The organism is Johnsonella ignava ATCC 51276 (assembly GCF_000235445.1).
In the GTDB taxonomy this organism is placed as follows: Bacteria; Bacillota; Clostridia; order Lachnospirales; family Lachnospiraceae; genus Johnsonella; species Johnsonella ignava.
The window spans coordinates 26,140-39,675 of the sequence record NZ_JH378837.1 but is presented as its reverse complement, the minus strand read 5'-3'; the positions used below and the strand labels follow the sequence as shown (position 1 = coordinate 39,675).

Here is a 13,536-nt window from a genome sequence, read left to right as displayed (position 1 = left end):
ACCTATCTCATATCTCTGTAAAGTGAGGATATAATATTTACATCAATTCCGTCTCTGTACATTTTCCTAAGCCTGTTCATCTTCCACATAAGCCTGAGTTTATCATAATTTCCGTCAGGAAAACGCCTTTCAGAGGTGTATATACGTTTTTTTGCAATGCCAAGTCTTATTCCCATCTCCTTTAATGTAAGCGAAAAGCCATAATCCTCCATAATAGGAATTTCAGGAAATTTGCCTGCTTTAAAAAACAGCTCTCTGTCAATAAATATCCCCTGATCTCCAAACATAACCTTTCTATCCTTTATCCTGTGATTTGATATAATCCGACATATCAGCATAAGCGGATTCTTTGAACGAAAGGCTATTCCGAAGCAGCCTGCTTCAAAATCTTTCATGACATATCTGATATGTTCAGGCACCTTGTCGGGAAGCTCACTGTCGCAGTGCAGAAAAAATAATATATCTCCGCATGATGCCTTTGCACCTTCATTCATCTGAAAAGCCCTTCCCTTAGGTGAACTAAGAACCTTATACCTGCCACAATTACAACTGTTTAATATATCTTTGGTATCATCATTACTGCCGCCGTCTACAAATATAATTTCACATTTCCCGTACAAAGTATTAAGCTGATTAAGAAAATTTCTTATGTTTTTCCCCTCATTATAGACCGGTATTATAACTGAAATCCTTCTCTTTTTTAATAAATATTTTCCTGTATTTGTTTTCTGCAGCTTTTTTATACTCCGCATCATGCTTATATGATAGGTTATATCTGATTTCAGGTCTATATCGTGCAGTGCTTTAGTATAACCTATCTTAAATCCTTTAGCTTTAAGCCTTGAAAAAGTATTCTCCCATACCCTGCTGTGCCCATAGGCACTTTTTTTGCCGTTTTCAGCCTCTATATCAAATACATCCCTTACAGGTTTTTTCATGCCTGTGAGGTAATATCCGCCGTCAGCGGTTTTGCCGAATACAAGCTCGTTATATTTAAGCTGTCTAAAACCCTCTTTAATCTCATTTGCAGTCAGCATAGGTATATCGCTTCCTATAAGTACACAGCTTTTATACCCCTTTGCAAATACATATTTAAATGCATTATACATCCTTTCTCCAAGCCCATCACCTTTTTGAAGAAAGCATTTGCATTTATCACCCAGTATTTGATAAAGCCTGTCTTCTTTATCTTCCGGAGTATAAGATATAAATATGTCCGCCCCGGCTATTTTACACTGTATATATATATCTTTGAGCATTGCAGTCTGGAGCTTTTCACATTCATATTTATTAAAATAAGGCATAAGTCTTGTTTTTGTAGTACCTGCCTCAGGCACTCTTGTAAATAAAATCACCGCATTCATTTGCTGCCCTGTTTTTTATTTTTATTCATATACATAGTCTTTATCATAGCGATAAGTGCACATAATGAAAACATTATTAAAAGCCCTGTCATTAAAAGCTTTGCCCCTCCTGTAAGAAAACTGCCTACATAGGAGTAAACCAGAGTTGCAGGAAGCTGACCGATACCGGTTGCTATAAAAAAGCTCCAAAATGACATTGATGTAAGCCCTGCCGCATAGCTTACATAATCAAATGATATAAAAGGCAAAAGTCTGCATATTAGTATAGTATTTCTTCCGTATTTTTCAAAAAAAGTATCTATCTGTTCAAGTCCCGCCTTGCTTGTAAACCTCTCTGCAGCATCCCTTCCAAGTATCCTTGATATATAAAAACACATGGCTGCTCCTGCCATAGCACTGCTCCATGACAATATGGCTCCCTGCCACCATCCGAACAGATTTGCATTGGCAAATGTTATAACAAATGCCGGGAGCGGGGCAGCAACGGATTGTAGCAGCATAAGCATAAAGGATACTGCAGCGGCATAACCGCCATATGATTTTATAAAATCCCTCACCTCGGTAAAATCACCGCTTGTAAACATTGTAAATATTCTGTTCAATGAATTTTTAACCGCAGGTATAAAAATATATATTAAAATCACTGCGATTATAAGCCCTGACATTATTATCTTTTTTATAATATCAGATCCGCTTTTTACTCTTTGTTTATTGACACTGCCGTCATTTATATCTTTTTTATTTTCACCAGTATAATCATTCTTTATCTCTTCCATCATTTAATTCACCTACCGTTTTTATTTCTTTAATATAAGCCTGTTTACCTGTCATTTTTATTTCTTGCATATTTTACTTTATATTCTATTTCATTTATATTAATTTACTATATTTAATATAATAGCGTCTATTTTATTTAAACTTCGTCATTGCCCTGTTTATCATTGATGTTTTTAAAGCCGCCTTTTCATCACTTCCTATAATTTCATTTAATATATGCTTAAGCGGAGCACACCCTTTTCTTTCAAGATTTCCTGCACAGGTTGCACAATAAGTGTAAACCTGTCCCTCGTTTTCTTTCATGCTGCATGCCATCTTGTATGCAAGATCGGGTTCCTTTACACATGCACAGCCTCCAAGACCGCAGCACTGTGCCTTATTTGCCTCTTTTATATCACCGTCTATAAAGAATTCTATATCCTTATAAAGATTTTTAGGTTCTTTATCCGGACATGGCAGAAAAACAGGGAACTCTCCTGAAAGTTTCCTGCCTATACCAAGCTCTCTAAGCTTCTCGTATATGCTTATCAGCTTTATTCCTATCTTAGGCTTAAGGTAATGGTAGCAGTTCGGACAGAGTGTAACTATCTCCTCTACTTTGCACTCTCTCATCCTCGATTCAATGCCGCTTAGTATCTTTTCTTCTTTTTTTTCTAAGCCCAAGCTCTGCCACAGGCTTTCCGCAGCAGTCATATACTATGCCCATATCTGCACTCTCAAGAAGCATGGCTGCAAGTTTCTCTGTGGTTTTAGGATAAAATGAAGGATAATTGCAGCCCGGAAATATAACACTTTTTTTCTTCCCCCGCCTGTAATTTTTATAAATATAATCCTCTTTTTCAAACAGCAGCATACCATAGCCCTTTTGGGTAAGTTTATTGCAGTTTTCCCTCACCTCCTCCTGCCTCATAGCCAGTATAATACCACGTCCGTCAATCCCTTTCGGGCAGACCTCGCTGCAACGTCCGCATAAAAAACAGTGATACGCCAGCTCTCTAAGTCTGTCGCTATCACCTATATCTATCTTATACTTATCTAAAAAAAGACACTGCTGTCTACATTTATGACAATGTATACAGGCTGTCGGGTCAAGTATGGCAGCCTTTTTGCATAAATCATGTTTCAATTTTTTTATCCTCAAATAGTTTACTTTCAGGCGATGTCTTATCCGTCAATATATAATGTTTTTTAAGCATATATGCAGCAGAAAATACAAAAATCGCTATAACTATGGCAGTACTTATATAAAAAACCCTGTTTTTTGCATCGGCAATTCCTGCCGCACCTACAGTATACATTGCCGTACCCGGCAATATAAAAATAAAAGTACCCAGTGTATACTTCCCAAGCTTCATGTCGGTGGTTCCATAAGCAAAGTTTTGCAAATTGTATGGAAAAAGCGGTACAAGTCTTGTAAGCATAAGTATAAAAAAATCTTTATTTTTATTTTCTGAAAAAAGCCATTCTTTTAAATACTTATTTTTTACAGCAAGCGGCTTTATCAGATCTTTCAGAAAAAACCTGCCTGCTATAAAAGCTGCCACCGCACCCGCTGTTGCAGCAACTGTACATGCAAATGTTCCTAACACGGGACCGAATACTACGCCTGCTATAACTGCAAATGTAATCCCCGGCACTGCAAGCAGAACAGATGAAATCACTGTTAAAACAGTATATATAAGCAGTGCCTCAAGCAGGTTGTTTTTGACTGCTTCCTTAAGAAATTCAAGATTCTCTGTATCAGCCATATACTTTGACCAGCCAAACCTGTGGTTTAAAAGTATTAATACCCCTGTAAGAAATACAAATATACATAGCCTTTTATTTTTAAATAATATCTTCATGATACTTATAATTCCTTTTTTAAAACTAAAAAATACCCAAAACATAATATATATCAAGGAATATTTTATAGTACTTTAATATCTTATGTAAATATCGTACATAATAATAAATAATAATCGATATAGTATTCTTATTTGTAATACTGTAATTTTACTGTTTTCATGTATTTTTGTAATTTATGAAACTCTTAGTAATATGCTTTTAGTTACATTTTCCTACTAAAACATATTTATGATTACTATATTTTTCACAATACTGTATTATAAATGAATATACTTAGATTTTCAAGTATAAAATCATAGAAATTTATTAAAAAGTATATTTTTCGTACAGGAAATATTTAACCGGTACTTAATTAAAATTCCTTATATCAAACCATAGTATTTTATCTTCCGGTAATATAGGCTTTTCTTTATATTTTGTATATTCTGTATATTCTGTATTTTTTGTATTTTCTTTATTTTCTTGTTTTTTAATTTCCATATCGGCTACACTACCTGTCAAGATACGCTTTTCTTAGCAAAAACCTGGAGAGCATCTTTTTATAATGCTCCAAATCCAAATACTCATATACTCCGGCTTTCTTTGCTCTTTTATAAAGCTTTAATATCAATCTTCTGTAATAAAGATAAAACTTATGTCTGCTTATATTCTCAGGTTCTACTACCAGATGAAGAAAATCCCAATTTTCTATCTTATCGGTAATCAATTTATCCTTATACTCCTCATACAAAGGAGTACCCGGGATAGGCGTAAATATAGAGATAGTTACATGTATAAGTTCATGCTTAACTATCCAATTATAAAGATCGTCAAAATCCTTTTTAGTTGCAGAAAGCCCTACTATCATAAGCCCTATACACTGTGCGGAAGTTGAATTAATTACCTTTATCGCCTCCACATTATGTTCCTTGCTCGTCCCCTTATTATAATCATTAAGTTCTTCATCATTTATAGCTTCCAACCCGACTAAGAAATACTTAAAGCCTATATCCGCAAGTTCTTTTATGATTTCAGGATGATTTGCTATAAAATCCGCCCTGCCATAACACACATAAGTCTTTTTTATATTATTTTCTCTCACAAGCCTTATAAACTCTTTTAATCTATTCTCATTTACTAAAAAATCATCATCGGCTATAGTTATATTTTCGGCATCTAAGTTTTTTAATTCCTCTATAACCAGATTCAAATCCCTTTCCCTGTATCTGCCATTATTAAGTAGAGTGCAATAGCAAAACTTACAATTATATGGAATATGGACATCCAAAAGCTGTTTTTATATTAGCTGACTCAAGTAAATCAAGATACCTGAAATGTTTTCTGTTTTTATAAAAAAAACTCCTGTCAGGTATGGGTAAACTGTTTATGTCTATAGGTATCATCGGATTGTTTACCCACTCTTTATTATCAGGCTTATAACACAACCCGTTAATATGCGGCAGTTCCTTAATCAGCTTCTTATTTACAACATCATTTTGATTAATAAGACCTTTTTTTAAGCCTATATATGTAATAATCTCCACAAACGCATCAACAGACTCACTCCTTGTTATATAGTCTATATAATCCTCATAAAAAACCTTTCTATTAATCTGTGCATGCACTCCGCCAACTATTGTAACTATATCGGCTTTATATTTCTTTACCTGCATACAAAACTTTTTCATCATATTTTGCTGAGTTATATAACCTGTTATAGCTACTACATCAGGACTGTACTCTTTTAATACAAGTCTAAAAGGTTTATTCTGACAGATATAATCATAAATCATATCTTCATACCCCGCTTCTTTTAAACCTGTATGAAGATATTCAAGCTCCAAAGGCTCCGCATCCAAAATATTTGTAAAACTTAGTGTGTTCGGAGCACCCGGCCTTACAAGTAAAACTTTCATTCCTCCCTCCTTTTCCCCAGTATATTAAGCAGTATTTTGCATATAAAATCCGGTATTATACAACTTGCCAAATGCATATATTTTTCATCTTTTTCAGCCCCCAGTCTTGACTTGCTGTAACCGCAAGTCTGCCCCAGATGAAGCCTGCGGCAATGCCCGGCATAAGCCAGTTTCAGTATGTATATAAGCATATTTAAATAAGTATCATATTTTATATTGTTTTCTCTATCCACTCCGCAAAACATAAATATCAGTTCTCTATCAACTTGTTTAATTTGAAAAAACGCTAATAATATGCCGTTTTTGCCATGAATCTGATAAATCTCGGCATCCATATTTTTAAAAAATTCTATACTTAATTTTTCAAGTTTGCCTTCCGAACGTTCATACACCTGCTCATACAGGTCGTAATGTTCTTTGCTGAAATCTTTTTTATAAAGTTTTGTTATTTTTAAATTATCAAGCTTGGCAAGTGCTATTTTAAGCCTTCTTCTATACCTGCTTTTTAAGCTGTTAAAAAGACTGTAAAAATCTTTTTTAAGTTCCATACTGTAGGAACTTAAAGTATAGGCTTTCGGTATAGGAAGCTCTCCTTCAGTATTAAGTATCAAAACCAGTGGGAATTGTTTTAAATAGCTGCTTAGAATTTTTAACCCGTCCTTACCGCATACAAATCCTGTACAGGCTATGGATAATGGAATACCTATTATGGTTATAGTAAAATTAAGTTTAAATCTGCTGCTGAATGTAAGCAGATTAAGTTTTAGTTTATAGCTTACCATAATAATATTTTCTTTTTCATTAATATGGTAGTTTTGCCTGCAGTAATTAACACTCTCCAAAAATATCAAAAAATCCTTTTTTATGAATATATGTTTTTCTGCTATTTTATCCCATGTGTCCGGAAGTTTTTTTGCACTGTCATAAACCTTAAAACCTGAAATCATAATACTTCCTCATATACTTTAAAACTTTTATATCTTTTTTTTATAAAACGTTTTGCCATTGCCGTAGATTCAATATTCTTCTCCCATATCCACCCTGACTCCAAATATTTATAGCACTTTCCCCTTAGCTTATACAGATAATTAATCAATGCTATTACCGCACCGCTATTTTTATATTCCGGCAATACACCAAATTCCGTGATTTTAAAAGTATCTATTTTTTTCAGTCCTAACTTATATTTAAGTATTGACATTAATCCTAAGCTCTGTCCCCTGCTTAAAAGCTGATTAAAATCCGGATACCACAGCATAAAACCTATAGGCTTTTCACGGTAATAAACAAATAAAAGATTTTCTTCTTTTATTATATATTTAAATGAAGAAAGCAGCTCCATATCCTCTTCTTTTCTTGCAGTATAATAATACTTATGATTTACAAAAGCTTTATTATTAATTTCAGTATATAAAGCGGCAGTTTTTTTAATATTTTTAAAATCAGCCTTTCTTATGCTGAAATTTTGTTCTATATAGTTTAATGAACGTTCGGGTAAATTCATACCTATATCGGCAATTTTTATTTTATAGCTGTAAAGCAAATCTGTAGGCTGCATATACTTTTCAATATGTCTAATATAATATTCTTTATTGTATGCGCTCCCAAAGCTTGCAGGCTTTTGAAATGAATCCGCCAGCAAACCAAGCCCGTAATTAACATGTAGGTTTAGCCCAAGCAAAAGCTTTTTTAATCCTTTTTCTTTTGCTTTAAGTTTTGCAAACTTATAAATTTCTCCAAATATTTCTTCCTTATCTATAAAATCCAAAAAAGCTATTTGTAAAGTATCCGGAAGTCTGTCTATTACAGCCAAAATAAATACCGCCTCTATTTTATTATCATCAGAATATAATAAATATGCTTCTATCTCACTTCCTTTAGTAATCCGTGCTTTTTTTCTTAATATATCCGGCAATAATACTGATTGCAAATCTCTAAATTGTTCATCATCTTTATAAATTTCATGTTGAAACCGTATAAATTTTTTATAATTCTTTGCCTGAATATTTACTATATACATATATTTCCTTTTCTTATATTATATTGGGAGTTATTCTTTTTTTTATTTGATATCTGTAATAAAGATTAATTGCCATATAAAATAAATATCTGCCCGGATGCTTAAAGAACTCTTTCCTAAACACAGTTCTTTCCATTATATTTCCAATTTCAAAAACTTTCTCATACAGCCTCCAGTACTCTCCGGTAAGTTCATCAGGAGTCATATTTACAGGTATATGCACAGCCTGGCTCCCATCATAACTATACATATCTTCTATATAAATTCTTTTTTGCTCAAGCATCTGTTTATGATATATAGTACCCGGAATAGGAGTCAGTATATAAAATCTAGGCACAACTATCTTACACTCTCTTATAAAATCTGCAGTATTTCTTATAGACTCTATAGTATCGGCATCCGCTCCTACTACCATTTCTGTAGAAATATCTATACCGGCTGACTGTATATTTCCAATAAGCCTTTTATAATCTGCAACTTTAGCCCATGACTTATTCATACTGTTAAGGCTTTCCTGTACTATGCTTTCAAGTCCGAAACTAAGTGTCATACAGCCGCTTTGGGCAAGCTTTTTAAGTAATTGTTCATCATCACCTATGTCTATAGAACACTGACTTATCCATAACATCTTCATAGGTATAATATAATCTAAAAGTTCCATCATATACGCTCTGTTTGACATTATGTTATCATCTAAAAGCATAAATTTTTTAAATCCCAAATCCTTTATCTGCCTTATATCCCTTACGACATCCTCTATGGGTCTTCTTATATAGTGGTTTTTATAAAGGCAATATATAGAACAGAAACTGCAGGATTTAGGGCATCCCCTTCCTGCCTGCACCGGAAGCATATCACCTATTTTTTTATCAAGTATTAAATCAAACCTTGGCAAAGGTGTTTCTATAACACTTATCGGCATATTATAAAAACTTTTAATCTCTCCTTTTAGATAATCTCTTAACATGGCAGGATATGCTAATTCACCATCACCCACTATCACGCTATCACAGTACTTTTTTGCTTCCTTCGGCATAAGACTTACCATATATCCACCCATAAATACCGTCCTGCCTCTTTTTTTAAATTCCTTTGCTATATCTATACTTCTAATAACGGCATGTCCCATGCTTCCTATACCAACTATATCTACATCCATATCAAAATCTATATCTTCTATGGTTTCCAGAATTATTCTAACATCAAATTCTTCAGGAGTCATAGCGGCAAGCAGCGGCATCGCAAGTCCTACAAAGTAAAGCTTTGACTTTTTTACAGGTTTTTTATTATGGTCATAGGGGGATGACTGTATCAGTACAAGTTTTTTCTTTTGCATACCAACCTCCGTTCCGCCGCCTTAAGATGGCGGCACAAATACTAATGAAAATTATTTTTTATACTACCTACCTCGTATAATCTTACTTATATACTGCATAGTAACGAATTGGCTTCCCCACCACATCTTAACCACTTCTTTTATTCCATATTTTTTAATCATCTTAATTATATTATCCGGTCTAAAAACTATCTTGGCATACGTTTTAATTATTTGATAATAATACTGTCTTTTACTCATAAACATAGGCTCCAGTACTATATGTGCCAAATCCCACATGGCATAGTTTTTTCGTGATACCAGTATCCTGTCCTTATAATCATCATAAATCTCTGTTCCGGGCAAAGGGGTAAGGGGCTGAAGATTTACAAAACTTACATTTAAACCTATTATATAATCTTCTATCTGTTTAAAGTCCTGTTTTGTAAAATCCGGCTGTAAAATCATAGTAGCATATAATTCTATACCGTATTTTTGAAGAATTTTTATAGCTCTTTTATTGTTTTCAAGAGAACTCCTTTTATTAAAATCCTTAAGATCCTTTTCTCGCACTGACTCTATACCTACAATCACCGCCCTGAGACCATATCTTGAAAGTCTCCTTATAACCTTTTCATGATTTGCTATAAAGTCCGCTCTTCCATATACTAAAAATCTTTTATTTATATTTCTCTCTTTTAATTTATCACAAAAATCATTTAATCTGTCTTCATTAAATAAAAAATCATCATCTACTATATATACTTCTCTCTCCTTTATACTCTCAAGTTCTTTTATAACTTCATCAAGTTTTCTAACATAATACTTCCCGCCTGTTATTTCTTTACAAAAACAAAAGCTGCAAGTATACGGACAACCAAGTGAAGTTTTTATAAGTGCACAGGGGTTATGAAACATGTAATAATATTTTTTTCTATATTTTGAAACTGAACTTCTGTCAGGCGGTAAATAATTAAAAGAAGGCGTTTTCAAGTGTTTTTTACCCTTTATATAGGTTCCGTCTATATGCTTAATATCCTCTTTTGCCATCACGTTATCTATTATTTTTAGAAAGGTGTCTATAGGCTTTGAGCATATTATACAGTCTATATATTTTGAGATAAAATCTTCCGGCACTACCTCCGCATGAACACCGCCTACCACAGTTATAATCTTTTTTGATACAGACTTTATATCTCTTGCCATTTTTTTCACCACACCCACATGGGTAATATAAGCAGTCATACCTACTATATGAGGCTTATATTTTTTTATAAAAAACTCAATCGGCTTTTTTTCCAGTATCATATCTATAATTTTAACGCTTACCGCTCTTTTGTCTACGTTTCCTGCCAGATACTCAAGCTCCAACGGTTCACATATCATCACATGCTGCAATCCTATAGTTTCCTTCGGAGGTTTAGGACGAATCAGCAATATACGCAGTTTATTACCTACCATTTTAAACTTCCTTTTTGTATACTACAGCTACTATACTAGGTACGAAAAATGCTTTTTTAATCCGAGAAAGCCCTATAAACCTTAACTTGTCTTTTGCAAAGTTTTTTAACTCCTTTATAGAAGGATAATGTGCTTTTCCTGTTGTAAATTTTAATATACTGCAGGCAAATAAATCATACAAATTATTTACGGAGGCACATATAACTATTATATATCCATTTGTATTTAATAAATCAGCCATATCCGAAATTGCTTTTTCCTGGTTTTTATAATACGGCAATGAATGTGTACATGTTATTATATCAAATCTTTTCTTAACATTTTCCTTTATATAATTTACGTCCGTATATATAAGTTCTGCCTTGATACCATGTATTTTAAGGTTTCTTCTCGCCTGTTTTAACATATTTTTTGAATAATCCGCCCCTACAAGTAAAAATCTGTCCTCAAATTTTGAATATATTTGTTCTATAAGCTGTCCTGTTCCACACCCGATATCAAGTAAACTTCCTCTTTTTAATTTCGTTCTTTTTATAATATCTATCACTTTATCTCTGCTTGGTTTTAATGAATACCTTTGCACCCAAAGCTTATTATAATAATTTGCCCAAAAATCCCAAATATTGTTCATACAATCATACCCTCCATATTTTTTGTATGTTAATAATTTAATTTATTATATATATTTTTTGAATATAAATCAAGTATATAACAATTTAATATTGAATATATAAAAAGAGAACTTCTACACTTACTGTAGATAGTTCTCTTAAAGTAAAGCTTTAAATTCAAATTCAAACAAATAACGATATATTTCCTGCCGGCAGTATCAGTACCTGCCTTCAGGTTTCAGTTTTCTCAAGTCTTTAAAATCCTTTAATAGGACTAATATTACAATTATCGAAAGAAATACATCTATCGCAAATGAGCCTACATATATTGACTGTACACCAAAAATCCTAGGCAATATAATCATAAGAGGAATATATAAAAATAACTGTCTTCCAAGTCCTATTACCATTGCAGGAGTCGCTTTCTTTATTGAAGGCCAAAAAGTCATAGCTGTCATAGTGATAGAAAGGAGCGGTGCTATCGACATAAATATTCTGAAACTGAAAATATACTGCTCGTTAAAATTGACCTGTGGCAGCATACTTCCCATTACAAGCCTCGGATTAATCATTGACACGAGCCAAAACGGTAACATTATAATTAATGCTACAAAAGAAAATATCTTAAACGAGCTTATACTTCTTTCATACTTTTCAGCTCCGTAATTAATACCCGCTACAGGTTGCAAAGCTCTCATAAGTCCGTAAATCGGTGTAAGAGAAAAATTAAATATCCTAAATACCGCTCCGTAGAATGTAATATCAAGCTCACTTCCGTAGGATTTAAACGCCCTTAAAATAATCACACCCTGTATTATTCCCATAACACTCATAATAAGCGATGACATTCCTAAAGAAACAATCTCCTTAATTATTTCCTTATCAGCTCTTACAGTAAATATATTTGAATTGAAGCTTGCCTTTCCTCTCTTACAATAGATTACAAACAGGAGTGCATATACAAACATACCTATGTTTGTCCCCCATGCCGCTCCGGCTACACCCATGTTGAAGATTTTCATAAATATATAATTTGATATTATATTTACTATAAGACCTATCCCCATCATAACAGCAGCAGTTTTCATCTTTCCCTCAGCCCTTACTATCATGTTGTAAGCAAGTCCGACAATCCAAAATATACTGCCTATCAATGTAATCCTAAAATAACTTATAGCATAATATAAAGTCTCACCATCTGCTCCGATGGACTGAAGTAGAGGTGTCATAAATACAAAGCCGAAAAACATCATAATAACTGTAACTACTATAGAAATCAGATTTGCATTGCCTACAATTTTGCCTTGAGTCTCTCTGTCATCTTCACCAAGTAAGATACTGAGATAAGAGCCTGCCCCTACGCCTACCAACGAACCTAAACCTAAACTAAGCTGTGTTAACGGATATACTATGGAGATTCCTGCAAATGCCGTCTTTCCCACTAATCTACCTACGAATACCCCGTCAAAAATGACATTCAGTCCGTATAAAACCATGGCTATAATAGCCGGAAGCGAAAGTCTGTAACAAACTTTCCATAAATTTTCTTTTAGTATCATTTCTTTTTCTTTATTCACAGTATTCCTCCTGTCATATATTTCCACATATCTCTAATATCCAAATCATAAGATATAGATATGTATTATTAATTTAAATAAGCCCCAAACATAGTCCTAAGCATATTCTTCAGTTTTAGAATATCTACATTATCAAACAAATAGATACCTACATATAAACAATTCATCAAAAAAGTAAATTCACGATTGCTTATTGCTATATACTCTTCCAATCCCTCTTTTTTACAAAATCCGACAAAATCTTCAAGACTTTCATCATATATCTTTTCAAACAATTTTTTAAATTTCTCATTGCCCTGCATCTCTATAAGAAATACTGTATATAAGTCCTTATATGGATTTTTATCCAAAATTCTATCTAACAAAATCTCTATTATTTTTTCTCTCCTGCTTTGAGAATTTTCTCTCATATATTCCAGCACGAGATTTTTTCTATACTCACTGCCGTCTTTTAAAAGCTCCAAAAAAATCTCCTCTTTATTGGAAAAATGATGATACATTCCCCCTTTGGATATGCCAACCGCTTGTACAATCTCATCCATGGTAGTTTTAGAATATCCTTTATCTACAAAAAGTTTCAAAGAAATATCTTTAATCTGTTTTCTTCTTTTTTCCTTGGTTAGTCTTTTTTCCTCCATAGCTCCTCCTTTACCGACTATATCGTCGGT

The 13,536-nt window shown here is 33.2% G+C and carries 13 protein-coding genes and 1 pseudogene; all 14 read right to left on the bottom strand.

Translation table 11 applies throughout. The annotated features are described in order from the left end of the window. Window positions 1-2 precede the first annotated feature (2 nt). Window positions 3-1,364, bottom strand: a complete 1,362-nt coding sequence (locus HMPREF9333_RS09955) for a TIGR04283 family arsenosugar biosynthesis glycosyltransferase (RefSeq protein WP_005541743.1) — start codon at window positions 1,362-1,364, stop codon at window positions 3-5. Further along, on the bottom strand, window positions 1,361-2,029 hold the full coding sequence (locus HMPREF9333_RS09950) for a TVP38/TMEM64 family protein (protein WP_050798144.1): 669 nt from the start codon (window positions 2,027-2,029) through the stop codon (window positions 1,361-1,363). Before HMPREF9333_RS09950 ends, HMPREF9333_RS09955 begins: the two co-directional genes overlap by 4 nt. A gap of 244 nt (window positions 2,030-2,273) precedes the next feature. Next, window positions 2,274-3,267 (bottom strand): annotated as a pseudogene (locus HMPREF9333_RS13670) (heterodisulfide reductase-related iron-sulfur binding cluster). Then, complete coding sequence (locus HMPREF9333_RS09940; RefSeq protein ID WP_005541740.1) at window positions 3,257-3,985, bottom strand: TVP38/TMEM64 family protein; 729 nt, start codon at window positions 3,983-3,985, stop codon at window positions 3,257-3,259. The pseudogene HMPREF9333_RS13670 and the gene HMPREF9333_RS09940 overlap by 11 nt, the downstream one beginning before the upstream one ends. 352 nt (window positions 3,986-4,337) lie before the next feature. After that, on the bottom strand, window positions 4,338-4,469 hold the full coding sequence (locus HMPREF9333_RS13520; RefSeq protein ID WP_277352364.1) for a hypothetical protein: 132 nt from the start codon (window positions 4,467-4,469) through the stop codon (window positions 4,338-4,340). A gap of 10 nt (window positions 4,470-4,479) precedes the next feature. Then, window positions 4,480-5,256: a B12-binding domain-containing radical SAM protein gene (locus tag HMPREF9333_RS13365; RefSeq protein ID WP_330370767.1), complete on the bottom strand. Its 777-nt coding sequence runs from the start codon at window positions 5,254-5,256 to the stop codon at window positions 4,480-4,482. After that, window positions 5,234-5,884 carry a cobalamin B12-binding domain-containing protein gene (locus tag HMPREF9333_RS13360; RefSeq protein ID WP_242822336.1) on the bottom strand — a complete coding sequence of 217 codons (651 nt, stop codon included), beginning with the start codon at window positions 5,882-5,884 and terminating at the stop codon, window positions 5,234-5,236. The genes HMPREF9333_RS13365 and HMPREF9333_RS13360 overlap by 23 nt, the downstream gene beginning before the upstream one ends. Then, the gene (locus HMPREF9333_RS09930) at window positions 5,881-6,831 is read right to left on the bottom strand and encodes a hypothetical protein (RefSeq protein ID WP_005541738.1); all 951 of its coding nucleotides are present in this window, start codon (window positions 6,829-6,831) and stop codon (window positions 5,881-5,883) included. The genes HMPREF9333_RS13360 and HMPREF9333_RS09930 overlap by 4 nt, the downstream gene beginning before the upstream one ends. Next, complete coding sequence (locus tag HMPREF9333_RS09925) at window positions 6,828-7,904, bottom strand: hypothetical protein (protein WP_005541734.1); 1,077 nt, start codon at window positions 7,902-7,904, stop codon at window positions 6,828-6,830. Before HMPREF9333_RS09925 ends, HMPREF9333_RS09930 begins: the two co-directional genes overlap by 4 nt. A 13-nt stretch (window positions 7,905-7,917) precedes the next feature. Beyond that, window positions 7,918-9,240, bottom strand: coding sequence for a B12-binding domain-containing radical SAM protein (locus HMPREF9333_RS09920; protein ID WP_005541732.1), 1,323 nt, complete (start codon window positions 9,238-9,240; stop codon window positions 7,918-7,920). 63 nt (window positions 9,241-9,303) lie between these two features. Further along, window positions 9,304-10,680 carry a B12-binding domain-containing radical SAM protein gene (locus HMPREF9333_RS09915; protein WP_005541731.1) on the bottom strand — a complete coding sequence of 459 codons (1,377 nt, stop codon included), beginning with the start codon at window positions 10,678-10,680 and terminating at the stop codon, window positions 9,304-9,306. Window position 10,681: 1 nt separating this feature from the next. Then, complete coding sequence (locus HMPREF9333_RS09910; RefSeq protein WP_005541730.1) at window positions 10,682-11,311, bottom strand: class I SAM-dependent methyltransferase; 630 nt, start codon at window positions 11,309-11,311, stop codon at window positions 10,682-10,684. Window positions 11,312-11,509: 198 nt separating this feature from the next. Further along, window positions 11,510-12,868, bottom strand: coding sequence for an MATE family efflux transporter (locus HMPREF9333_RS09905; protein ID WP_040882873.1), 1,359 nt, complete (start codon window positions 12,866-12,868; stop codon window positions 11,510-11,512). A 68-nt stretch (window positions 12,869-12,936) separates the two neighbouring features. Then, window positions 12,937-13,506: a TetR/AcrR family transcriptional regulator gene (locus HMPREF9333_RS09900; protein ID WP_005541728.1), complete on the bottom strand. Its 570-nt coding sequence runs from the start codon at window positions 13,504-13,506 to the stop codon at window positions 12,937-12,939. Window positions 13,507-13,536: the final 30 nt, after the last annotated feature.